General features: G+C 51.3%; 18 protein-coding genes and 2 pseudogenes. 9 read left to right on the top strand and 11 right to left on the bottom strand.

The window, feature by feature from the left end:
* The first annotated feature begins 37 nt into the window (after nucleotides 1-37).
* Nucleotides 38-2,131, top strand: coding sequence for a DNA topoisomerase III (locus B0W44_RS07340; protein WP_077719490.1), 2,094 nt, complete (start codon nucleotides 38-40; stop codon nucleotides 2,129-2,131).
* A 105-nt stretch (nucleotides 2,132-2,236) separates the two neighbouring features.
* Here the strand turns inward: B0W44_RS07340 and B0W44_RS07335 are convergent, their stop codons facing one another.
* Nucleotides 2,237-2,776, bottom strand: a complete 540-nt coding sequence (locus tag B0W44_RS07335) for a DoxX family protein (protein ID WP_418304078.1) — start codon at nucleotides 2,774-2,776, stop codon at nucleotides 2,237-2,239.
* 399 nt (nucleotides 2,777-3,175) lie between these two features.
* Here B0W44_RS07335 and B0W44_RS07330 point away from each other — a divergent pair, with 399 nt between their 5' ends.
* From B0W44_RS07330 to B0W44_RS07320, 3 genes are all read left to right on the top strand, one after another.
* Nucleotides 3,176-3,403 carry a hypothetical protein gene (locus tag B0W44_RS07330; protein ID WP_077719488.1) on the top strand — a complete coding sequence of 76 codons (228 nt, stop codon included), beginning with the start codon at nucleotides 3,176-3,178 and terminating at the stop codon, nucleotides 3,401-3,403.
* 357 nt (nucleotides 3,404-3,760) lie between these two features.
* Nucleotides 3,761-4,534: a transglycosylase domain-containing protein gene (locus B0W44_RS07325; RefSeq protein ID WP_077719487.1), complete on the top strand. Its 774-nt coding sequence runs from the start codon at nucleotides 3,761-3,763 to the stop codon at nucleotides 4,532-4,534.
* A 116-nt stretch (nucleotides 4,535-4,650) separates the two neighbouring features.
* The gene (locus B0W44_RS07320; protein WP_077719486.1) at nucleotides 4,651-4,911 is read left to right on the top strand and encodes a hypothetical protein; all 261 of its coding nucleotides are present in this window, start codon (nucleotides 4,651-4,653) and stop codon (nucleotides 4,909-4,911) included.
* On the opposite strand, the gene B0W44_RS07315 is transcribed toward B0W44_RS07320, so the two are convergent.
* From B0W44_RS07315 to B0W44_RS07305, 3 genes and pseudogenes are all read right to left on the bottom strand, one after another.
* Nucleotides 4,874-6,352, bottom strand: a complete 1,479-nt coding sequence (locus B0W44_RS07315) for a sodium:solute symporter family protein (RefSeq protein ID WP_149026948.1) — start codon at nucleotides 6,350-6,352, stop codon at nucleotides 4,874-4,876. The genes B0W44_RS07320 and B0W44_RS07315 overlap by 38 nt on opposite strands.
* 4 nt (nucleotides 6,353-6,356) lie before the next feature.
* Nucleotides 6,357-6,569 carry a hypothetical protein gene (locus B0W44_RS07310; RefSeq protein ID WP_077719484.1) on the bottom strand — a complete coding sequence of 71 codons (213 nt, stop codon included), beginning with the start codon at nucleotides 6,567-6,569 and terminating at the stop codon, nucleotides 6,357-6,359.
* Between the two features lie 53 nt (nucleotides 6,570-6,622).
* Nucleotides 6,623-8,238 (bottom strand): annotated as a pseudogene (locus B0W44_RS07305) (amidohydrolase).
* A gap of 207 nt (nucleotides 8,239-8,445) precedes the next feature.
* Here B0W44_RS07305 and B0W44_RS07300 point away from each other — a divergent pair.
* From B0W44_RS07300 to B0W44_RS07280, 5 genes are all read left to right on the top strand, one after another.
* Nucleotides 8,446-9,519 (top strand): ABC transporter ATP-binding protein, encoded by a 1,074-nt coding sequence (locus B0W44_RS07300; protein ID WP_418304077.1) that lies wholly within the window; start codon nucleotides 8,446-8,448, stop codon nucleotides 9,517-9,519.
* A 107-nt stretch (nucleotides 9,520-9,626) separates the two neighbouring features.
* Nucleotides 9,627-10,427, top strand: a complete 801-nt coding sequence (locus tag B0W44_RS07295; protein WP_228441650.1) for an ABC transporter permease — start codon at nucleotides 9,627-9,629, stop codon at nucleotides 10,425-10,427.
* Nucleotides 10,427-11,215 carry a spermidine/putrescine ABC transporter permease PotC gene (potC, locus tag B0W44_RS07290; protein WP_077719481.1) on the top strand — a complete coding sequence of 263 codons (789 nt, stop codon included), beginning with the start codon at nucleotides 10,427-10,429 and terminating at the stop codon, nucleotides 11,213-11,215. Before B0W44_RS07295 ends, potC begins: the two co-directional genes overlap by 1 nt.
* A 12-nt stretch (nucleotides 11,216-11,227) precedes the next feature.
* A complete protein-coding gene (gene speB / locus B0W44_RS07285) occupies nucleotides 11,228-12,097 on the top strand; it encodes an agmatinase (protein WP_077719480.1) in 870 nt (289 codons plus the stop codon).
* Between the two features lie 48 nt (nucleotides 12,098-12,145).
* Nucleotides 12,146-13,246, top strand: a complete 1,101-nt coding sequence (locus tag B0W44_RS07280; RefSeq protein ID WP_077721290.1) for a polyamine ABC transporter substrate-binding protein — start codon at nucleotides 12,146-12,148, stop codon at nucleotides 13,244-13,246.
* Nucleotides 13,247-13,307: 61 nt separating this feature from the next.
* Here B0W44_RS07280 and B0W44_RS07275 read toward each other — a convergent pair whose 3' ends face one another.
* The 7 genes and pseudogenes from B0W44_RS07275 to B0W44_RS07245 all read right to left on the bottom strand — a co-directional run bounded on the left by B0W44_RS07275 (nucleotide 13,308) and on the right by B0W44_RS07245 (nucleotide 22,711).
* Nucleotides 13,308-14,681 (bottom strand): aminotransferase family protein, encoded by a 1,374-nt coding sequence (locus B0W44_RS07275; RefSeq protein ID WP_077719479.1) that lies wholly within the window; start codon nucleotides 14,679-14,681, stop codon nucleotides 13,308-13,310.
* Nucleotides 14,682-14,817: 136 nt separating this feature from the next.
* Nucleotides 14,818-16,374, bottom strand: coding sequence for a bifunctional GNAT family N-acetyltransferase/carbon-nitrogen hydrolase family protein (locus tag B0W44_RS07270; RefSeq protein ID WP_077719478.1), 1,557 nt, complete (start codon nucleotides 16,372-16,374; stop codon nucleotides 14,818-14,820).
* Between the two features lie 42 nt (nucleotides 16,375-16,416).
* A pseudogene (locus B0W44_RS07265) lies at nucleotides 16,417-17,843 on the bottom strand (NAD-dependent succinate-semialdehyde dehydrogenase).
* Complete coding sequence (locus B0W44_RS07260; RefSeq protein WP_077719477.1) at nucleotides 17,830-18,930, bottom strand: C45 family autoproteolytic acyltransferase/hydrolase; 1,101 nt, start codon at nucleotides 18,928-18,930, stop codon at nucleotides 17,830-17,832. Before B0W44_RS07260 ends, B0W44_RS07265 begins: the two are co-directional and overlap by 14 nt.
* A 22-nt stretch (nucleotides 18,931-18,952) precedes the next feature.
* Entirely contained in the window at nucleotides 18,953-20,230 is a 1,278-nt protein-coding gene (locus tag B0W44_RS07255) for an NAD(P)/FAD-dependent oxidoreductase (RefSeq protein ID WP_077719476.1), read from the bottom strand.
* Between the two features lie 13 nt (nucleotides 20,231-20,243).
* Nucleotides 20,244-21,329: an ABC transporter substrate-binding protein gene (locus tag B0W44_RS07250; RefSeq protein WP_077719475.1), complete on the bottom strand. Its 1,086-nt coding sequence runs from the start codon at nucleotides 21,327-21,329 to the stop codon at nucleotides 20,244-20,246.
* Nucleotides 21,330-21,361: 32 nt separating this feature from the next.
* Nucleotides 21,362-22,711 carry an aspartate aminotransferase family protein gene (locus B0W44_RS07245; protein WP_077721289.1) on the bottom strand — a complete coding sequence of 450 codons (1,350 nt, stop codon included), beginning with the start codon at nucleotides 22,709-22,711 and terminating at the stop codon, nucleotides 21,362-21,364.
* Between the last annotated feature and the right edge of the window lie 28 nt (nucleotides 22,712-22,739).

Below are 22,739 nucleotides of genomic sequence, written 5' to 3'. Positions count from 1 at the left end.
TATCGTCGAAGGAGACGCCTTTGGAAGGAGTTCTTGCATGAAAACGCTCGTATTAGCGGAAAAGCCGAGTGTCGGACGAGACCTGGCCCGTGTACTCGGCTGCCGTCAACAGCATAAAACTTACATAGAAGGCTCCCGTTACATCGTCACATGGGCCCTTGGACATCTCGTTGAACTGAAAATGCCGGAAGACTACGACAAGCGGTATGAAACGTGGCGTATGGAAGACTTGCCCATCATTCCGGAACAAATGGAACTGAAAGTGATTCGCAAAACGAGCGCGCAGTTCAAAGCGATCCAGAAGTTGACCAAACGGAAAGACATCAAAGAACTCGTGATCGCAACAGACGCGGGCAGGGAAGGCGAACTCGTCGCCCGCTGGATTATCAAAAAAATACACTGGAGAAAGCCAGTGAAGCGGCTGTGGATTTCATCTCAAACGGACCGCGCCATTCGCGAGGGGTTTAAACAGTTAAAACCGGCGCACGCATACGATGCGCTGTACGCATCCGCTGTCTGCCGCGCAGAAGCGGACTGGCTCATCGGCCTCAATGTGACACGGGCGCTGACAACGAAATACGACGACCCTCTTTCGGCCGGAAGAGTACAAACTCCCACGCTAAACATCATCCTCGAACGGGAACACGAAATCGAGACGTTCGTCCCGAAGGAATTCCGCACATTGACGGCACATTTCGGCAGCTTTTCTGCCCAATGGGAACAAAACGGGGACAAACGACTGTTTGACCTCGAACGGGCTGAGCAGCTGTCCTCAACATTGAAGGGAGAAAAAGGCGTCGTCCGCTCTGTCAAACAGAAAACCAAACGCGAGCCGCAGCCACTGCCGTACGACTTAACCGAGCTGCAGCGCGACGCCAACAGGCGGTACGGTTTTTCTGCGAAGAAAACGTTAAACATTTTACAGCAGCTTTACGAGTATCACAAACTCATCACTTACCCACGAACCGATTCCCGTTACTTGACGAAAGACATGGAAACCACCATGCCCAAAAGACTGAAAGCTCTGTCGGACGGATACCGGGACGAAGTGAAACTTCTCCTCGGCCGAAACGCCCCTCTATTGGCAAAACGCGTATTCAACGATCACAAAGTAACCGATCACCACGCCATTATTCCGACGGATGAGCCTTTGGTCTTAAGCGACCTGTCCGCCGACGAACGCAAAGTGTACGACATGATTGTCCGCCGCTTTCTTGCGCTATTTCACCCGCCACACCGTTATAGCGTCATCACGGCAGTGATTGACATTGCGGGGGAAACGTTCGTGACCCATGAAACACGAGAGGTGGAACGAGGGTTTACTGTCGTCATGCGACAGGAGCGCGCTGCCGCAAATCAGAGTGAACCCCTTCCTTTAAAAGAAGGCCAAACGGTCGTTCCAAAAGACATCGTGATGGAAAAAGGATACACGGAACCGCCGGCTCGCTTGAATGAAGCAGACTTACTCGCACGCATGGAAAAACATGGCCTCGGCACTCCCGCCACACGAGCCGACATAATAGAGCGTTTGCTGGAAACTGAAGTGGTCACCCGCCATAACGGCCGTTTCCGCCCGACACCAAAGGGAAAACAGCTGATCAACCTGGTAAGCGAAGAATTGAGATCTCCTGAATTGACATCGCGTTGGGAACGGGAGCTGGAGGCCATAGCCCGGGGCAAAGGAAATGCCAAAACATTTCTTGCCAACATTCGTCGTCAGACCTACACACTTGTGAACGAAATCAAAACGAGCGACCAAACGTATCGCGCCTACAACTTGACCGGCAGCAAATGTCCGGAATGTGAGGCAAAACTAAAAGAAGTCAAAAGAAAAAACGGCACCATGCTCGTCTGCTCCAACCGCCGGTGCACTTACCGTCGCAGAAAGGACCCGGTTCTGTCCAACCGCCGCTGTCCCCAGTGCCGTAAACGGATGGAAATACACCAGGGAAAAGCCGGGCCGTACTTTCAATGCCGTTCGTGCAACCTCGTGGAAAAAAAGGACCGTTCAACCGGAAACGTGTCAAAACGCGAAGAGCGCCAGCTGTTGAAAAAATACTCCGGGCACGAGTCGCTAAAAACAAACCTGGGCGAGGCTCTAAAAGCGGCATTGCAGAAAAGGGAGGAATAGCTCATTGGATGCCCGACTTTGACGGTATCGTATATTACAGAAACCATCGCTCATTTCAGTTTCTTTGGCGGCGGCCCTCCCCAGCTTATACCTGAAGATACCGTGTCAGCGGAAATGGACGCCGTTCTTTTGCCACGGTGTTCCCAACAACGGAAGCGCCCAGCGATCTAGGCCGTAAAATCCGGCCACTTTCCAGGCGAGCACCAACCACGTCGCTAACACAAACAAAAGGGGGTTGGTGCTCAGCGTCCCGGCAAACAAAAAGCTGACATTCATGAAACCTCCGAAAAATGCCGCTATTCCCGTGAACAAACCGAGAATGAGCCCTAAACCGACGAACAACTCCCCGTAAGCCACCATAAATGAAAATACTTTAGGACTGGACAACACGACGTTTTCCAAAAAGGCTGCATACCAGGAGGATACGTCTTCTTTTTCCAGTGCTCCTTGCACAAAGCCTTGCACGGCGGCACCTGCCTGTTCCCCTGTCCACTCGTCGGCTGTTACCTTCTTCCATCCGGCCGTTAACCATGCATAACCGACATACAACCGAATGATCAGCCATAGCCAAGCCGACCGCGTACTGGAAAACAAATACCATGACACAGGGTTTTCAGGGACAACAATTTCTTTTGCTTTCTTCACCGCAATCTTCTCCTCATGTAATCGTATTGTGACTTTTTGTCAGCCATACGGATCACTGTATCCGTTCGTTTTGTACGGTCTCTTACCTTCTTCCTTTGGTCGCGTCTTTTTAGGATGACCGACATCGCGGTGGCGAGAACAAGACAGTCCCCTCCTTCAATCAGGTTTTCTAAAGTTTCATCCTGAATCCCCCACCGAGCTTTTCACACCTTTACAGTAATAATTATCGGGTCGATGGGATTCGTTCTGAACGTTCTCGTACATTTGTCTTGATTTGTTCACGTAACGTTCACATTCCCTTCAAAACGGGACTTGAATCTCACGGAAAAGGTTCGCTATATAGGATATAAGACTCAACTATGAGATTGTAGTCCTATGAAGGAAGGAAGTTTTACTGCCATGGATGAGCAATTATTACTGTTTCAAAACTGGATTAACGAACAAAAACTTCTTCACGTTGAAATTCTCTTGAGGAAAAAGGGAAAACAGTCGTTAAGTGTTCGGATGTTGAAATACGATTCACACTTGAAAACGTTGCTCTTGTACGATGTCGATCGAAAAGAGGTTCTGTCCATCGACATTCACCAAATCGATCGGATTCAACCGGCCGACGACGCCGTCGTTTAAAAATATGTCGCCCATAAACACCACGACGCAATCGCACAGACGGTTCACGATACTTTCATCCCGAACGTTTCCTGCACCCCATCCCCCTTCTCTCTCGGGCCTACGATACACCCAATGCACCGTCGTTGAAGAGCCAGTCCGTGCAGAAAACAGCTTCTCGATCCCTTGGGCAAAGCTGTTCGCCAACCTGCTCAAAAATCGGAGGTGACGAAGCATACAACCACAAAAAACGACCGTCACGTGCAGGCTCGCGAGGTGTAACTTTGAAAATTAAGGAATTTTTAAGATGGAGGCAAGTTTCCATTAATCCTTTACAATTACAATACTGTTATCAGATTCGAGAAGGGAACATCCCACATGGCTAAAAGGAAACAGAAGAGATCAAGGTTAAAACGGCTGATACTGTCCGCAGCGCTCGTAACCTTACTGTCATTGGGCGGCTGGGTCGGTATTTTGGCGAGCGGTCATTACCTCGTGAGCGAAGCACAACTCGATCACCTTCAACAAATGGCTCTATCACAGAACTCGAGCTACGTTCGGACCGATGAAATGCCTGAATACGTGTGGGAAGGTTTTCTCGCCATAGAAGACCACAGGTTTAAACAGCACGGCGGTATCGATTGGATCGGTCTTGTACGGGCGCTGTGGGTGAACGGGCTAGAAGGGAGCAAAGCTCAGGGCGGCAGCACGATTACAATGCAGCTCTCGCGCAATCTGTTTTTGACACACGAGAAAGAACTGAGTCGCAAAATAAAAGAAATGATCATTGCCGTCCGCTTGGAACGGCATCTCTCAAAGGATCAACTATTGGGGCTGTACCTGAACCACATTTATTTCGGCCACGGGAAGTACGGCATTGAAGCGGCGGCAAACTTTTACTTCGGAAAAACTGTGCGCGCCGACCATTCAGAAAAAGAAACGGTCACTTTAAGCGAAGCGGCCCTCCTTGCCGCTCTGCCCAAAGCGCCTGAACACTATTCTCCCCTTAAAAATTTGGAACAAGCGCTCCATCGCCGCAACCTCGTTTTGTCGCGGATGGTTGACGTCGGCTTCATCACGGAAGACACGTCCAAAACCGCCATGCATCAGGCCATCAACATCATAGCGTCTAACGCCCCGGAAACGGAGTAGACGGTGCCCGTTCCTTTCTATCATGTCACCGGTTGTCCCTTCCATCGACATCGCGGGCTGGCATTGGTACGCTGAACGTGTCGAAAACTTTATCTCACAGGAAAGGGAGAACGGGGATGAAAGCGATTCTGTTTGATTTAGACGGCACACTGCTGCCCATGGATACGGACGCCTTTTTACACCAGTACTTGAAAGCTCTGGCCGCCCACGTCAAACACATCTTCGACCCGGACTTACTCGTTAAGCACGTAACCGACAGCACAAAAGCGGTGATTGGCCAACGAAAATCCAGAGCTTACAAACGAATAGGTGTTTTACACGGCTTTCCCCCCATGGCCGTCAACTGGCTGTTCCGTTCGTTTCCACATAGTCTTTGACGATATCTTCAGATTGCGGCTTCGTCACATAACTCACGACAACGAAGACGAGAACGTTGACCGCGAGTCCCAGTATCCCGGCGTGAATGTCCAGCGGTGTGACGGGGTTTACAATTTGGTAGTAAAAATTGACGGCAAACCCCGCAGCCAATCCTGCGACGACCCCTGCCGGCGTTCCCCGCTTCCAGTACATCGCACTGTAGACTCCCGGGGCAAACTGGACAATCGAGCCGTATGCTCCTGCCAAAAGGGCAATCAACCCTTGGCCGCCGAACACGGCTACGAGGTAAGCCAGAGCACCGATGACGACAACGGCGGTACGTATCACGAGAAGTACCGTTTTATCCGATAAGTTCGTCCACAAATTTTTGATTACACCGTCCGTAAATTCGAGGGAGGCACTGTGGGTAATGACGTCGGCACTGGACATGGCTGCTGCCAGGGCGGCTGCTCCGACGAGTCCGTACAACCAGCCAGGGATTTGTAAAACGGTCGTAATTAAATAGGGAAGAATTTGATCCGGTTCGCCCAGTTGCCCTTGCTCCACTAATCCAACTCCGGCAAATCCTACTAACAACAAGGGGACGACAAACAGGGCAAACACAGGATACGCGATCACCGTCCGTTTTACAGTCAACGCATTGGAAGAATAAGACCTGGAAAACAGGTGCGGCCACATGAGAAAGCCAATGGCAGAAACCAGAATAAGGGTAGTGTAGGCCATGGGGGACATCGTCGAACCTTCTGTCCCGATTTCCAAAAACCCGGGGTTGGTCTGGGCAATGCGAGTGAACATTTCTGTCGTACTTCCGTAAAGTTGAATGACGACGGCAAACCCGACCGTCCACGATATGACGATCATGAGCAACCCTTGAAACACGTCTGACCACGCCGCCGCTCTCAATCCTCCCGTCGCCACGTAAATGACGACAATGGCGTAGGCCAGTAACGCCCCTAACCAAAAGGGGACGCGCCCTTCCGTCATGATATTGAAGATGATGGCCATCCCTTTCATCTGCGTGGCCAGATACTGTATGGAAGCAAAAAACACAATCAGTCCGACTAACACGGCGAGTGTTTTCATCGGGTAACGACCCTGTAAAAATCCGACGAGAGAGTACAATTCGCGCCTGCGCCCGATGCGGCCAATTTTCGGGCCAACGACATACCACGGCAAAATGGCAAATGCCGTATAAGCCAACACATACAAAGCAGGTGCACCGCGGGAATAAGCCCACCCCGGTGCCCCTAAAAACGCAAAGGCGCTGAATATGGCACCCCCCATGAGAAACCAGGTGACCAAGAGGCCGAGGTTTCTTCCGCCCACTGTGAACTCATCCAGTGTCACGTGCCCCTTTCCCTTGCCGGCCAGTATTCCGATTAAAAGAGCAATGACCAAATAAGCGACCATTAACACTAAAGCAATTTGCCAGTCTTGCACGCTTCTATTCCCCCCTTTTATCTGGATCCAGGACATACAAGATTAAGACGGCGGTAAACGTAACGACAGCCCACATCACCACCCAAAAAAAACTGAAGGGCAATCCAAACACAATCGGAAACGCTTTATTGCCCAGTTGAAACACCGGAAACAAGACAGTTAAAAACAGTGCGATCGTGACAGTAAAATACACTTTGTCAAACGTGTGCCGCTTCATGGCATTCACCTCCATTTCACCATTTTACACAACATATCGCCTATTCTGCAATTTCAAAATAACGGTTCATCCCCGCTATACACAACTTTTCCGTCTATGAGCGTCATCGTCACCTGCAAATCTTTAATGCGCTCAGTCGACACATTCAATATCGGTTCATTGAGCACGACGAGGTCTGCCAGTTTTCCAGTTTCGATGCTGCCTTTGATCTTCTCCTCAAAGCTGGCGTACGCACCGTTCCACGTATACAGCCTGATCGCTTCTAACACGCTGATGCGCTGATTGGCCCCGATCTCTTTTCCAGACTCGCTTTTTCTATTCACCGCAGCGTGAATGCCGAGCAGTGGGTCGCAATGTGTAACTGGGCTGTCAGAAGCACCGGCCACCATCATCCCGTTATCTACAAAGTCTCGGACTGGATACATGTGCTGAACGCGGTCACCGTAGTATTCCAGGTAGCTGTCGCCGAATTCGTAGCAAAAGGCGGGATTCGGGATCGGGACGACACCGAGGCCCTTCATTCTGGCCAACAAGTCCGGCATCGTTATGCCTGCATGTTCAATCCGGTGACGGTGATTGCGGCGTGGATGTTTGGCTAGAGCCGTTTCAATGCAGTTCAACACCATTTCAATGGCGCGGTCCCCTTGTGCGTGGGCTGTAATTTGAAATCCTTTTTCATGGGCGCGGCCAAGCACGGCGTTCAATCTCTCCTGGCTGTAATACAGCACTCCGCAATCTTCTGGGTTGTTCGTGTACGGTTGCCGCGTCGCCGCTGTTGGGCCGGTGCTGCTCCCGTCTGTAAAGACTTTTGCCGGCCCGATTTTAAACCTTTCGTCCCGAGACCCGTCGTCACGCCGGATTGGATCATTTTGTCCACAAATTCTTCGGAGTTGTTCAAAGCGCACACCATGGCGTAAATCCTGACCTTCACATCTCCAGACTGAACGGCTTGATGCATCACTCTCAAATTGTCGGGCCCATACCCTCCCGCGTCGTGAACACTCGTAATCCCGGCCCGCACAAAGTCCTCTGATGCCAAAGTCAACGCCTTCCGCATCTCGTCGTCACTGAACTTCGCCGTTTCAAACATGTGCATATGGGCCGCTTCGATCATCACCCCGTTCGGCACTCCGTTCTCATCGCGGCCGATCTTTCCGCCCTCCGGATCAGGGGTATGCTCATCGATGCCGGCCAGTTTTAGTGCCAAACTGTTCACGATGGAGATGTGGGCGCACGTCCGGATGACGATTATCGGGTGTTCCTGGGAAACTTCATCCAACTCTTTCCTTGTCGGATACCGCTTTTCTTTTATCCTTAATTCGTTAAAACCCCACGCCCTCACCCATTGGCCTTTAGGTGTCTCGCGAGCCTTTTGGCGCAATGCGTCCAGAATATCTTCAATCGACTGGATGTGGGGCGCTTTACAACTTATGCCAAGTTGATTCGTACCGTACATCGTCATGTGCAGGTGAGAATCGACAAAACCTGGCAAGACGCTATTGCCTCCCAACTCGATCACCGTCGTATCCTTGCCGATCAGCGGCTTGATGTCCTCGTTGCTCCCAACAGCCAAAATGCGGTTCCCTTTCGTCGCCACGGCTTCTTGAATGCGATGCTCGCGGTCTACTGTGATGACCTGCCCGCCTAAAAACGCTTTGTCGGCATACAAGACATCGATCACCTCTCTCGACTGTATACGTATGTTTACAGTATGTCTATTATTGTACAACGATTTTTAACAATTTGGCTAGTGCAATTGTTAGCGCTATCATTTACATTAATGATACGAAAATGCGCCTTTCCCTCCTCCAGTTCACAACCAAAAACTTGCGGCTGTCTCGTTTGGACTCCGAAAGACAAAAAGGGGTGGAGATGTTTGAAGCAACACATGGTCCAGTTACACAACGTGGTCAAAAGTTTTTCTGACAACGTCGTCGTGAACAACGTCACCATGCACATTAACAAAGGGGAGTTCCTCACGCTCCTCGGTCCCTCTGGATGCGGGAAAACGACCACATTGCGCATGATTGCCGGCTTCGAACAGCCGACTGAAGGCGAGATTTCGATAGACGGCCAAGTCGTACACGGAATCCCGCCCCACAAGCGGGACGTCAACACTGTCTTTCAAAGTTATGCCCTCTTCCCCCACATGAGCGTCTACGAAAACGTCGCGTTCGGTTTGAAAATGAAAAAATTGAAGAAAAGCGAAATTGAACCCCGTGTAAGTGAAGCGCTAAAACTCGTCCAGTTGGAAGATTTCTCAACCCGCAAGCCGGACCAGTTAAGCGGCGGCCAAAAACAACGCGTCGCCATTGCCAGAGCGATTGTCAACAGTCCGAAAGTCCTGCTGTTGGACGAGCCCCTCGGCGCCCTCGACCTTAAGCTGCGGAAACAAATGCAAGTTGAATTAAAACATCTGCAGCAAAAACTGGGGATTACGTTTGTTTACGTCACTCATGATCAGGAAGAGGCCCTGACCATGTCTGACCGAATCGCGGTGATGAATCACGGGGTGATTGAACAAGTCGGAACGCCCGATGAAATTTACGAGCGGCCCGCTTCTCGCTTCGTCGCAGATTTTATCGGGGAGACCAACATTTTCGAAGGAACAGTCGTCGGTTTTGAGAACGGTTACGCCTATATAGAACTTTCTGGTCATAAAATCCCCGTTCCACAGTCAGAACTGTTGAAAATGAACGGGTCAGCGACTGTTGCCATTCGGCCAGAACAACTGAAAATTGTAGACGACGTGTCCGAGCAGGCGATCAAGATCCCCGGAAAAGTTGTGGAACACATATACGTCGGGTCCGTGATCAAAACGACGGTTTCACTGCCGTGGCAGCAACACATCACGGTCAGTTCAGTCCCTGACGAGAAACACGTCTACCAGCCAAACAGCGACGTTTTCGTCAGCTGGGAGCCGAAAAAAGCTGTGGTGGTCAAATCATGAGCAGCAAATCAAACCTCAGTCAAACAGCCGTTTCGAAACGACTTCATTCACAACGCTTCAGAAATTTAATCGGACTGAGCTGGACGATATCTCCTGTCACCTTCTGGATGATCTTATTTTTCGTCTTTCCTTTAATTTTCATTTTCATGATGAGTTTTGCTGTGCGAGGCCTCTACGGTGGCGTTGAGTACTCTTTTACTCTTGAAAATTACGTTCGCTTTTTTGACCCCCTCTATTTAAACATTTTGTGGGAGTCGATTTTGATTGCTGCCTTGACGACTGTCATCTGCCTCGTATTTGGCTACCCGTTCGCCTACATCGTCGCAAGGGCTCCGCGGAAATACCGCAACATCCTGCTCATGCTCATCGTCGTTCCGTTCTGGACCAACTCTTTGATCCGAACGTATGCGTGGATTGTGCTGTTGAGGACAGAAGGCGTCATCAACACCGTCCTTTTACAGCTCGGCGTCATTTCTGAACCGTTTGAGATGCTGTACAACACTGGGGCAGTTATGGTCGGGCTGGCGTACACCCTCTTTCCGTTCATGGTTTTACCGCTGTACGCATCTATCGAGAAACTAGACCAGAATCTGCTAGAAGCGGCCAGCGATTTAGGCGCCAAACCTTGGCAAACGTTTGCGAAAGTGACCCTGCCGCTCACGATGCCAGGCGTCGTCGCCGGATGCCTTCTCGTCTTCATCCCGACATTAGGTCTGTTTTTTATCCCTGACTTAATGGGAGGATCGAAGACCATGCTCATTGGAAACTTAATCAGGAACCAATTTCTAACGGCGAGGGATTGGCCCTTTGGTTCAGCCGCTTCCGTCATATTGATGATCCTCACGCTAATATTTGTTCTCATTTACTTGCGTTCTGGCGGGGACAAGAAAGGAATGGAGGTGCTGTAATGAAACGCCGACTGAACCGTTGGCCATCCATCCTGTACGCCGGGTTCATTTACGCGTTTTTGTATATCCCGATCGTCATCCTCATCGCCTTTTCGTTCAACCAGTCGCGCTTAAATGCTGTCTGGACAGGGTTCACATTTGACTGGTACGGGGCGCTGCTGCAAAACACCGACGTTCTCGATGCCACAAAAGTCAGTCTGACAGTGGCGTTCATTTCGACAATCGCATCGACCATGATCGGGACATTAGCAGCCGTCGGGATGTACCGCTACCACTTTCGAGGAAAAACAGCTTTAGACGGCATGCTCTACTTGCCGATCGTGATCCCGGAAATCGTGATGGGCATTTCTTTGTTAGCTTTTTTTGCGACTGTCGAAATACCGCTGGGGATCACAACATTAGTCATCGCCCACATTACGTTCAGCGTTCCCTTTGTCGTCGTCGTCGTCCGTGCCCGGTTAGAAGGGTTTGACCGGTCGATAGAAGAGGCGGCCATGGATCTCGGCGCCAATGAGTGGCAGACGTTTGTAAGAGTAACCCTCCCGATTATCGCGCCTGGCATTGTCGCCGGAGCTCTGCTCGCCTTTACCCTTTCCATTGACGACGTCATCATCAGTTTCTTCGTTGCCGGACCGAGCAGTACGACGTTGCCGTTAAAAATTTTCTCGATGGTGAAGTTCGGAGTAACGCCTGAAATTAACGCCCTTTCGACGATCATGTTAATCGTGACGCTCACCATTGTCATTATTGCTGAACGCATCCGCATGAAAAAAGAAAATGTATCTTAGGAGGTATCGACATTGACAGAACTCAACCGCAAATGGCAGTCAACAGGTGTTTTCAACTACACGCAATCGGATTACGACCAAGCAAAAGTGGTCATTGTCGGCGCACCGATGGACTACTCGGTCAGTTTTAAAACCGGGACGCGTTTCGGTCCCCAGGGGATACGCCATGCGTCTTACGGTTTAGAAGAATACAGCCCTTACGTCGACCGACACTTATCAAATGTACCGGTCTACGACAAAGGTGATCTCGTCCTTCCTTTCGGCAATGTCGATGAAAGTTTGAACATCATCTATAAAGGCGTCAAGGAGGTGGTTCAAGACAAGAAGGTCCCGTTCGTTCTCGGCGGTGAACACCTTATCTCACTGCCGTGCATTCAAGCAGTGGCCGAACATTACCCTGATCTCGTCGTGTTGCACTTTGACGCCCACACGGATTTGCGGGATTCGTTCTTCGGGGAAAAGCGGTCCCACGCCACGGTCATCCGCCGGGTGATTGAGCTGTTAGGGAAGGGGAAAGTTTACCACTACGGCATCCGCTCCGGAGAACAGCACGAGTTCCGCTACGCCGACGCCATGTCGCACATGCGTCGCTACACCGTTCTGTCTCCACTTAAAGACGACATCAAGCACCTGCAAAACCGACCGGTTTACGTCACCTTTGACATCGACTGCATCGATCCGGCCTACTGCCCCGGAACAGGGACGCCGGAACCGGGCGGCATCTCTTCCGCTGAAGCCTTTGAAGCGATCCACCTCTTGAAGGAATTAAATGTCGTCGGCATGGATCTCGTCGAAGTGTCGCCCCATCTCGACCATAGCGGTATTACAGATATGACAGCCGCAAAACTCGTTCGGGAAGCGATCCTCAGTTACTGGTTTTAGGCGACATGTTAACGCATTGTAGATTTCAAAGGGAGGTTTCGAGTGATTATGCAAACAAACGCAAAGAAACTGTCCTTTCTTCTCTTAGTTTTAGTTATATCCGTAAGCGCATTCATCTCTGGGTGCAGTAGCAGCGACACGTCGGGTGACAGCAGCACATCAGAGGGCAGTCAAGACGAACAGCTTTCCGGCGAACTCAACTTGTTCATTTGGTCAGAGTACATGCCGGACAGTGTCATTAAAAAGTTTGAAGAAGAGTACGGGATCAGGGTCAACTACAACACGTACTCATCCAACGAGGAAATGTTGGCCAAAATTAGCGGCGGTGCAGCCGGTTACGATTTGTCCGTCGCCAGTGACTACATGGTGGAAATTATGCTCAAACAAGATTTGCTTGAACCGATTGACAAGGACAACATCGCGAATCTGAAAAACATTGACGAGCAGTTTTTGGATCAGTCCTTCGACCCAGGCAACGAACATTCCGTGCCGTACATGTGGGGGAATGTCGTGATCGCCGTCAATAAAGACGCCGTGAACCAGGATGTGAATAGCTACGAAGATTTGTGGGACCCGGATTTTGAACGCTCCCTCGTCGTCCTGGACGACCAAAGGGTCTTAATCGGCATTGCGAACAAACTGCAAGGAGAATCGATGAACGCGACTGATCCTGCCGTGATCGAGAAATCGAAAGACATTTTGTTGGACTTACTGCCCAACATTAAAGCGTACGACAGCGACAGTCCAAAGACGATGCTCATCAACGGGGAAGCGACAGCCGGCATCGTCTGGGGGGCTGAAGCGCACCTCGCCAAACGGGAAAACCCGGCGATTGAAGCCGTACTGCCGGAAGAAGGCACGAACATATGGATGGACAACTTTGTCATCCCTGTCGGTGCGCCGAACAAACAGGCAGCTGAAGCGTTTATCGACTTTATTTTAAGGCCAGAGATCAGTGCGGAAATATCAAAAGACTTCCCTTACGCCAACCCGAACAAAGCCGCCCACGAACTGATTGACGAAGAAATTTTAAACGACCCCGCTGTCTACTCTCCGCCAGAGTTTATTGAGAAGAGCGAGTACTTTACTGACATCGGAGACGCCATTTTGGAGTACGACCGCGTATGGTCAGAAATTAAGCAGCACTAAGGAGCGGACGAATATTCCTCACTAAAAAAGGGTCGGAAAAGAGCCGACCCTTAAGGAACACTTACAAATTCTTTTTGAAGGCTTGAAGCGCATCGTCCATAATGTGGATCATCTCTTCCATTTCTTCCTCGCTGATAGTCAAAGGCGGTGAGACGGCAATAATGTTGTACCCTTCGTTGGCGCGAAGCGCCCTTAGGATTAATTTGCGTTTAAAACATTCTTCCACGAAGGTAAGCCCCGCTTTAACCGATGGGTCAAACGGCGTCTCGCTGTCACGGTCTGCGTACAGTTCAAAGCCGGCTAATAGCCCAATCGCCCGTGTCTTCGTCACGATGCTGTGTCGATCTTCCAAATAGCGAAAGCCTTTTTTCAGCTCTTGCTCCATCTTTCGCACATGGTCGATGAGGTTGTCCCGCTCGAGGATTTCGATGTTCTTCAAGCCGACGGCACAAGCCGTTGGGTGCCCGCTGTATGTGAATCCGTGGGCGAGCACATCTTCGTACTGGACGAGTGCATCCCGGATGTGTTGCCGGATGAGCACTCCCCCTAATTGGGCGTATCCGCTCGTAATTCCTTTGGCAATCGTCATCAAGTCAGGGACGACGCCCCAGTTTTCGACTCCGAACATCTTTCCGGTACGACCGAAGCCGCAAATGACTTCATCGGCGATCATCAAGATGTTGTGCTCGTCGCACAATTGTCGTACGGCTTCTAAGTAACCGTCCGGCGGGATGTAGACACCCCCCGAGCCCTGCACCGGTTCTAAAATGACAGCGGCAATCGTGTCAGCCCCTTCTCTTTCGATAAGATCTCGGATACACCCGCAACCGTGTTCGTGCGCCTCCCCCCTCTCACAGTCGACGCGATGGGGTCTTGCGTGAAAGATGCCCGGAATTTTCGAGCCCGAAAACTGATGGAATGCCGGAACGTTCGTTGCCGTTTGCGCGGCAATTGTCACGCCGTGATAGCTGCGCTCTAAGGCAATAATTTTCGTTTTTTCCGGCTTTCCCTTCATCCGCCAGTAAAAGCGGGCGAGTTTAAACGCGGTGTCATTCGACTCCGAACCGCCTGACGTGTAAAAGACCGCATTCAAATCCCCAGGTGCGAGGGAAGCCAGTTTTTCCGCGAGGCGAATAGCCGGTTCGTTAGAGTAACTGACGAACGACGAGCTGAATGCCAGTTTCGCCATCTGTTCTTTTGCCGCTTCCGCCAGTTCCTGCTGACCGTGGCCCAAGTTGACGTTCCAAAGCATAGAAATGCCGTCAATGTACTCGTTTCCGTTGACGTCGTTGACATAAATGCCGTCTCCATCGGAAAAGATCAGTTTTGGTCCTTGTTCGACGTGAGCCTTAGGAGAGGTCGTCGGATGGAGAAAGTACTGTTTGTCCCATTCCGCCAACTGTTCAACTGTCGTTTGTGCCAATCGCTCTGCCATGTACAAAACCTCCTCACACTTTATACGCTGTTTCTCTTCCAGTGACAGACCGTGGCCGCAAGTTGCGGGACACCTGCTAACGTCAGCATCAACATGTCACCCGTTGTGGAGAAGGGTGTCCCTAGGTACACCCAATCTACTGAACTACTCCACTTTTTTCCGTTTCATCCAAGCGGTAGATGTGTGGCCGGCGGTCTTTGAGCGGGGTGACGGAACCTGTTTCACGATTGCGGCACAACCGTTCCAAATCGATGTCTCCGACGACCATCGCTTCACTGTTCGGCTGTCCTTCTGCTATCACTCCGTTACCGGCAAACGCGTAATCGCACGGTGAGAATACAGCCGACAGTCCGAATTGTGTGGGCGTCTGCGGCACATGAGACAAATGACCGACGGTTCCGGCCACGACGGTAAACAGTTCGTTCTCCACGGACCGTGCTAGGGCACAGTAGCGCACCCGCATGTAACCTTGTTCGTCCTCAGCCGAAAACGGCGTAAACAGAATGTTGGCCCCCTGTTCTGCGGCCATGCGGCCAAGTTCCGGGAATTGGATGTCGTAACCGATGAGGATGGCAACTTTGCCGCAATCTGTCTCGAACACGCGAAGGCCGTCCCCCGGTTGAACGCCCCACCACTTCCGCTCATTCCACGGAATGTGGAGTTTGTACTGCTTGTCTATCGTCCCGTCGCGCTGGAAAAGAAACGCCACATTGTAGAGGGAGCCGTTTTCCTCGACGAAGTGCGTTCCGCCCACAATGTTGATATCGTACTTGACAGCCATCTCAGAGAACAGTTGCACGTAGTTTTCGGTATACCGGGTAAGCTTCCGCACTTGTCTGCTCGGAACCTTTTCGTTTTCGAGTGACAAGAGCTGCAAGGTCATCGCCTCAGGAAACACGATGAAATCTGCGCGGACGTTTGAAGCGGAGCGGACGAAGTATTCACACTGGGCCGCAAAGTCGTCAAAAGATGTGATCTGTTTTAAACGGAACTGAACGGACGCAATGCGAACTGGCAACGAACGGCGGTAGTCGAGACTCAAATCGGGGCGGTACTCCTCGTTGCGCCATTCCATCAACGTCGCGTACTTTAACGACTCTTTGTCGTGGGGCAAGTAGTTGGGCAAAATGCCGCGCACGACAAAACCGTTCATCGTCTGGAACGTGATCACCGGATCGTATATGTTACGTTTCAACACTTGTTCCACGTACTCCTGTGGCGTCAGTTTATCGGCGTACTTGTGGTAATTGGGCATGCGCCCGCCGAACAAAATACTTTTTAGATTTAATTGCCGACACAGCTTTCGACGGGCTTCATACAGCCTGCGCCCAATTTTTAGTCCTTGGTAATCGGGGTGGACGACAACGTCAATCCCGTACAAATTTTCCCCGTTCGGATTGTGGTTCTCAATGTATCCGTTCCCGCATATTTCATCAAACGTGTGCTCTTCCCCGTACTCGTCAAAATTGACGATGAGACTGGAACAGGAGCCGACAATCTTGCCGTCGTATTCGACACAAAACTGCCCTTCGGGAAAGATGCGGATGTGGCTTTCATAATGCTCCCGTTCAAACGCGACCCCCGGAATGCCGAAGCTGAGATTGGCTAATTCGACAATTTCGTCTATGTCTTCTTTTCGCATCTGACGGACGGTGATTTTCTTCTCGAACTTCGCTACCTCCACTTTTGACATCTCCGTCTGCACTCCCTTCACGAGATGACTCTTTAACGTGGATTACGTCATTCGGAAAGATACAAACTTCTCTTCCAAAAATTCGAGGATGCCAGAAGTTCCGCCTTCCCTGCCGATACCGCTCTCTTTCACACCGCCAAACGGCGCCTGGACGACAACCGGACGGGGGTCATTCACCCCGATAATCCCGTATTCCAGTTTGGACACTGTTTGAAACGCCCGATCCACATTCTTCGTGTAAAAATAGGCGGCCAGTCCGTATTCCGGATGGTTCACCTTTTTTGCCAGATCGTCTATCCCGTGAAAGGTGAAGATCGGCGCAACCGGCCCGAACGTCTCTTCCCGGGCAATCTTCATCTCGTCCGAAGCGTTGTGAATCACCGTCGGTTCAAAGAAGTGCCCGGACAGCCCTTCTACCGTCGTCGGTCTGCCGCCGCACAATATTTTCCCTTTTTTCTGAATGGCGTCCTCAATGTGGTCTTGCACTTTTTCTACAGCCGATTGGTTGATGAGCGGGCCCACATCCGTTCCCTCTTGCATCCCGTCGCCGATGGTCAACGAGGCGACCCGCCGGGCCAATTTTTCTCCAAAGTCATCTGCTACGCTGTCTTCGACGTAAATGCGGTTCGTGCTGATACACGTCTGTCCGCAGTTTCGAAATTTCGTCTGCATCACGCCTTCGACGGCTTCGTCCAGATCAGCGTCGGCAAAGACGATGAACGGCGCGTGTCCCCCCAGTTCCATCGACACTTTTTTCACCGTGTCGGCCGACTGGCGAATCAGTTTTTTCCCCACTTCCGTTGAACCGGTAAAGGTAATTTTGCGCACGTCAGGATTTCGCGTCAACTCGGCTCCGATCTCTTGCGCCGGCCCGATCACGAGGTTTGCTACCCCCGAGGCAACCCCGCCTCGTGAAAGCATTCGATGACTTTAACCGCGGACACTGGTGTCTCCAATGCCGGTTTCAACACGAACGAACACCCTGCCGCAAGGGCCGGGGCGAGCTTGCGCGTAATCATCGCCACGGGGAAGTTCCACGGGGTGATCGCAGCTACGACTCCGACCGGTTCCCGAAAGACCATCAAACGTTTATTTTCATGGGAAGCGGGAATGACGTCGCCGTATACACGCTTCGCTTCTTCGGCATACCATTCGACGTACTCGATGGCAAGCTGCACTTCCCCTGTGGCTTCGGCAAGGGGTTTTCCCATCTCCCGAGTAACGGCCTCTGCGATATTGTCTCGTTCCCGCCTCATGTTTTCAGCGATCCGTTCCAAAAAAGCTCCCCGCTCTTTCCCGGTTTTTCCTTTCCACCCATCAAAAGCTTCCTTCGCGCTAGCGATGGCCTGTCTCGTCTCCAGTTCACCGCCGTAAGCAACGTGTTGAATCACTTCTCCTGTCGCCGGATTTTTGACCGGCACCGTCTTTCCAGATTGGGCCTGTTTCCATTCTCCGTTAATGTAAAGCATGCGATGATACCTCCACGTACTGATGGCTCGACGGTTTACCCACGCACAGAAACATTCGTTTCCGGGTCAAGTTCATGATGATCGAAAACACGGTCTCCGAGCGCCGGTGCTCTGGCGCTTTTTCATTCGGAAAATGATTGATCGAGTTCGGATAATTAAACTGGTCGGAAAACCACTCTTTAAAGCAATCTTCATTAATGGCCGGCCTCATTTTGAGTGCCGAGTAAATTAATTGCTCGGCCCGCTGTTTGCGCACCATCGAGTCTTCATATTTAAATTCGTTTAAGTCGGTGATTTTTTTCATCAAAGACCGTGAACAAATGTGGTTCGTGTGAACGTGTGTCCCTTCCGGGTTGGGTAAAAGGTCGATTCCGAAAGGAGACACCTCTACGTTAGCGGCCATCGTTCGGTTGTCACCTTCATCACTGGCCATTAGGAAGTTGGCTGTCGAAGCCATTTGGCCGTCTTTCACTTTCGCAATCGCTTCGTGAAAAGAGAAAGCGTTGAGCACGGCCCGCAGACCGAGGTGAATCGGGACTTCCTCGGACTTTTTGTCCGTAATTAACGCGTTCAGACAGACAGCCACCCCTGCTGAATTGAACCCGACTTTCCCGATAATGCCCCCTTCTGTCACCATGGTGATATTCGGTTTGTCGGATTGCTCGATGTTCAGCAGCAGTAAACTGTCGATCTGGCTGCCCTTCCAGTCCCAATTTTGCCCGATGATCGTATCCTTAGAGGCCGGAGGCGTGACGGCGATGGCCGTACAACCGTCCGCAAACGCGATGTCTTTCCGCCCGGTCAGGGCGATCTCACTGCGGGCGTTTAACGTTAAAATATCCTCAAAGTCGACGCCGGCACCGACTGCGACGCCCTCCATTTCCTCTATTAAATCGGAGTCGTACGCTTCTATAGCTTTCAGATGAACGAGGGCCCGTTCACGGGCTTCTTTCCAGCTGATTCTGTGATAGCCGAAAAACAGCTTTTCGTACGTTTCCAAACTGTTTTGAATTTCTTTTACCCCTGCGCGCCCGTGTTCCTCCCCGATTTCCCGCGGGGTTCCTTTCAATTCCAATCGCTTGATCATGAAAACGATATCCTTTCTGCGGCTAAGAAATGTAATCCAAAAACTTAAAGTAGTATTTCATGATGCCGACGGCTCTCGCATGTTGGCTGTGAAAGGGGATCGGCTTCAAGCGGGACCGGTCTAAAGGGTTGTGCCGATCGCCTTCGTTTAGCATGTTCAAGGCGACCAGTTTTCCGAGCAACGTCGACATCGCCGCACCGTGTCCTGCATACCCGAAGGCGAAGTGGGTGCCATCTTCCAGTTGGCCGATATACGGTATCCTTTCGAACGTAAAACCGACTTTGCCGCTCCACTTGTATTCGACTTTGGCGTCTTTTAACGTCGGAAAGACGGTCACCATCCCCTCGCGGAGCTTGTCGAAAAGGGTTCGTGCATCCCGCTTGCTCGCTGTCCTGCCGGAACCGCCGAACACCATCCGGTTGTCTGCCGTACGGCGGAAGTAGTAGAGCAGGCGTTTCGTATCCGATGCAGCCCGATTGTGCTTGATCAGCTGTTGACACAACGCAGGGGGAAGCGGCTCCGTCGCGAGGACGATACTTTCGACGGGGACGATAGCCCGATCGATGACGTCGTGCAGTCCAGTCGTGTAGGCATTGACAAAGAGACCAACCTGTTGTGCCACGATGCGTCCGTTATGTGTCTCAACGATGACTTTATCAGGTGTGACGCGCTCAATTTTAGTCGCTTGGGAATGTTCGTAAATGGTCCCTCCACGTCTTTCGACCGCCTTCGCTAGACCGAGGCAATAATTTAACGGGTGAAAAATGGCACTCCTTTCATCAACGAACGCTCCGTGGTAAAAAGAAGAATCCAGTTCTGTGTGCAGGTCTTCCTTTTCCACGATTTTTGATTCAAATTGATACGCCTCGTACAAAAACTGTTGTTCCCGCTTTAAATCGTCCAAATGGGACGGTTTGTACGCTGCCAACAGATTTCCGTTCCGCTGAAAGTCACACGCGATGTCCTCTTCCTGTATAATGCGCTCGATTAAGTCAATGGAATCGAGGGACATTTGAAACATTTGCCTTGCCGCAGCGCGGCCGTACTTTTTGGCCAGGGAGCGCATCGATTCAACGTATCCGATCAACACTTCGCCGCCGTTCCGGCCACTGGCTCCTCCGCCGACGACGCCTTTTTCGAGAACGACAGTTTCAACATTGCGCTGTTGCAAGTGGTACGCGACGGAAAGGCCGGTAAAACCGCCGCCCACGATGACGACATCACACGTCTTTTCTCCTTGTAGTACCGGCCGTTTCGGGCGTTCGTTCGCGGTCGCTTCCCATACAGACATGCTGTTCATGCTGTCACTCCTTCTAGTTTTTAACCATGGACCACGCCCTGTCGTAGTACTGGAGCGCTTCTCCGACATCGGTGGCATGGGAGCCCCTCTCTAAATCTTCTGGCGAGATTTCCAGCGCTTCCCTTATATCGTCAGGCAACAGTTTCAGTGCTTCGACGTTTGGATTGTTGTACGGGTAATCCATCGTGATCTCTTTGCTCACTTCCGGCTCGTATATAAAGTTAATGAATTTCTCTGCGTTTTCTTTGTGGGGCGCCCCTTTCGGTATGACGAAGTTGTCCTGCCACAAGCTCAAGTGGTCTTCAGGGATGACCATTTTGATTTTCGGGTTTTCTTGCTGGGCCAACAGAGCTTCCGCCGCATAGACAACTCCAGCTTTTACCTCGTTACTCGTAAGCAGACTCTTGGCGTCGTCACTGTTAAAAGCTTTGATGTTCGGCAGCAGTTTTTGCAGTTCTTCGCCCGCTTCCATAATTTCAGCTTCGTTTGTACTGTTCGGAGAGTAGCCTAACATGTCCAGCATCGCACCTAGCATAGTGCGGGGATCATCGAGAACGACCAAGCTGTTTTCCAGGGAAGGGTCAAACAAGTCTCTGTACGATTTGATCTCAATGTCGACTAAATCTTCGTTGTAGGCGATAATTTCGCTTCCCCACATGAACGGCAAAGAGTACTCGTCATTCGGGTCGAACTCCCATCCGAGAAATTCCTCGCCGATATTTTTTAGATTCGGAATGTTGTCTTTGTTTATTTTTTCCAGCCGACCTTCATTGATCAACGCTTCCACAAAATATGTCGACGGGACGGCAAGGTCAAAACCGGAACCGCTGACATTCAATTTAGCCACCATTTCCTCATTGGAGGACACCGTACTGTAGTTCACTTTGATCCCGGTCTCCTCTTCGAACTGTTTAATGACATCGTCCGGGATGTACTCTGACCAGTTTAAGATGTTGACGACTTTTTCCCCAGATGCTCCACCACTTTCCCCATTTCCTTCTCCTTCACCCGAACCGTCACCTCCCCCACAAGCCGTCAGCACGACCGACAGCGTCAGCACGAAAGCGGCGAACAAACTGAACTTTTGATCCCCATTCATGTAAAGCCCTCCAAGTTCCTCATTTTTATTTTTTAAATGGCGTTTACAGCTTCTTTGACAGTGTCGGCTATAAACGTAACGTCTTCATCGGTCAGACAAAGGGGAGGCGCCAAGGTGACGACGTTGTTGAACCCGGCGACCGTGTCAGCGTTCTTTCCTACGATGAGGCCTCGCTTTTTGCATGCGTCAATCACTTTGTTCACTTTGTCCGACTTAGCGGGTGCTTTCGTTTCCTTGTCCTCCACCAGCTCAATGCCGAAGAGCAGCCCTTTGTGCCGAATGTCCCCGACGCGGGGGTGAGCTTCCAGTTCCGTCCATTCTTCCCGCAGTTTGTCTCCCAAATCCCTTGAACGGTCAACCAGTTTTTCGTTCTGCATAATCTCCAAGTTTTTAACGGCCAACGCACAAGCGGCTGGATTGCCGCCGAACGTGTTCACGTGGCGAAAACGGTTGTACTCGTCTGTCCCCGCAAACGCCGCTTCGTACAAGTCTCTTCTGACAGCGGTAGCGGACAGGGGCAGGTAAGCACTCGTAATCCCTTTCGCCATCGTGACGATGTCTGGTTGAACGCCGTAGTTCATAAAGCCGAACGGTTTTCCTGTCCGCCCGAAGCCGCATATGACTTCGTCGATGATGAAAAGAGCACCGTGTTTATTGCAGATGTCCTGCACTTCTCGCAAATAGTTGTCGGGCGGGACGATGACACCGCCTCCCGTAATGACCGGCTCCATGATGACTCCGGCGACGGTTTCACGCATTTCCCACATGATCGTTTGGTCGACAGCCCGAGCACTTTCTCTCCCGTACGCCTCCATATCCATCCCCTGGGGACGACGGTACGTGTCAGGAGGTGGAACGTGGATGAATCCCGGCGTGAGGGGCTCGTAGCGGTACTTGCGCTCAGCCTGGCCTGTCGCCGAAAGGGCCCCCATGGAATTGCCGTGGTACGCCCGGTAGCGGGAGATAAATTTGTAACGCGATCCCTCTCCTCTCTGCTGATGGTATTGGCGAGCAATTTTGAATGCCGTTTCGTTCGCTTCGGAGCCGCTGTTGGAAAAAAAGACGATGTATTCGCCGCCGAGCCACTCATTCAATTTCTCCCCCAGTTGGATGGCCGGCACGTGACTTTGGGTGAGCGGGTAGTACGGCATCGCGTTCAACTGCTCGTAAGCAGCCTGTGCCAGCTCCTTCCGACCGTAACCGACGTTGACGCACCACAACCCCGACATGCCATCTAAATACTGATTACCGTCGATGTCAGTAATCCACGCTCCTTCTGCCTCCGTCACCACCAGTGGTGACGCTTTTGGGTCGTAACGGGACATCGCGTGCCAAATGTACTTCTTGTCTTTTTCCACCCACGACTGTGTGTCCACACTCATCAACTTTTCCCCTCTCCTTTTACTGTTT

The sequence above is a fragment of the Novibacillus thermophilus genome, assembly GCF_002005165.1.
GTDB lineage: Bacteria > Bacillota > Bacilli > Thermoactinomycetales > Novibacillaceae > Novibacillus > Novibacillus thermophilus.
This window is presented reverse-complemented; position numbering and strand designations above follow the sequence as displayed.

Excerpts from the sequence above, each read along its gene's own strand:
- B0W44_RS07340 (WP_077719490.1), top strand. The coding sequence starts at position 38 with ATGAAAACGCTCGTATTAGCGGAAAAGCCGAGTGTCGGACGAGACCTG.
- B0W44_RS07330 (WP_077719488.1), top strand. The coding sequence starts at position 3,176 with ATGGATGAGCAATTATTACTGTTTCAAAACTGGATTAACGAACAAAAA.
- B0W44_RS07325 (WP_077719487.1), top strand. The coding sequence starts at position 3,761 with ATGGCTAAAAGGAAACAGAAGAGATCAAGGTTAAAACGGCTGATACTG.
- B0W44_RS07320 (WP_077719486.1), top strand. The coding sequence starts at position 4,651 with ATGAAAGCGATTCTGTTTGATTTAGACGGCACACTGCTGCCCATGGAT.
- B0W44_RS07310 (WP_077719484.1), bottom strand. The coding sequence starts at position 6,569 with ATGAAGCGGCACACGTTTGACAAAGTGTATTTTACTGTCACGATCGCA.
- B0W44_RS07295 (WP_228441650.1), top strand. The coding sequence starts at position 9,627 with ATGATCTTATTTTTCGTCTTTCCTTTAATTTTCATTTTCATGATGAGT.
- potC (WP_077719481.1), top strand. The coding sequence starts at position 10,427 with ATGAAACGCCGACTGAACCGTTGGCCATCCATCCTGTACGCCGGGTTC.
- B0W44_RS07280 (WP_077721290.1), top strand. The coding sequence starts at position 12,146 with ATGCAAACAAACGCAAAGAAACTGTCCTTTCTTCTCTTAGTTTTAGTT.
- B0W44_RS07275 (WP_077719479.1), bottom strand. The coding sequence starts at position 14,681 with ATGGCAGAGCGATTGGCACAAACGACAGTTGAACAGTTGGCGGAATGG.
- B0W44_RS07270 (WP_077719478.1), bottom strand. The coding sequence starts at position 16,374 with ATGTCAAAAGTGGAGGTAGCGAAGTTCGAGAAGAAAATCACCGTCCGT.
- B0W44_RS07260 (WP_077719477.1), bottom strand. The coding sequence starts at position 18,930 with ATGATCAAGCGATTGGAATTGAAAGGAACCCCGCGGGAAATCGGGGAG.
- B0W44_RS07255 (WP_077719476.1), bottom strand. The coding sequence starts at position 20,230 with ATGAACAGCATGTCTGTATGGGAAGCGACCGCGAACGAACGCCCGAAA.
- B0W44_RS07250 (WP_077719475.1), bottom strand. The coding sequence starts at position 21,329 with ATGAATGGGGATCAAAAGTTCAGTTTGTTCGCCGCTTTCGTGCTGACG.
- B0W44_RS07245 (WP_077721289.1), bottom strand. The coding sequence starts at position 22,711 with ATGAGTGTGGACACACAGTCGTGGGTGGAAAAAGACAAGAAGTACATT.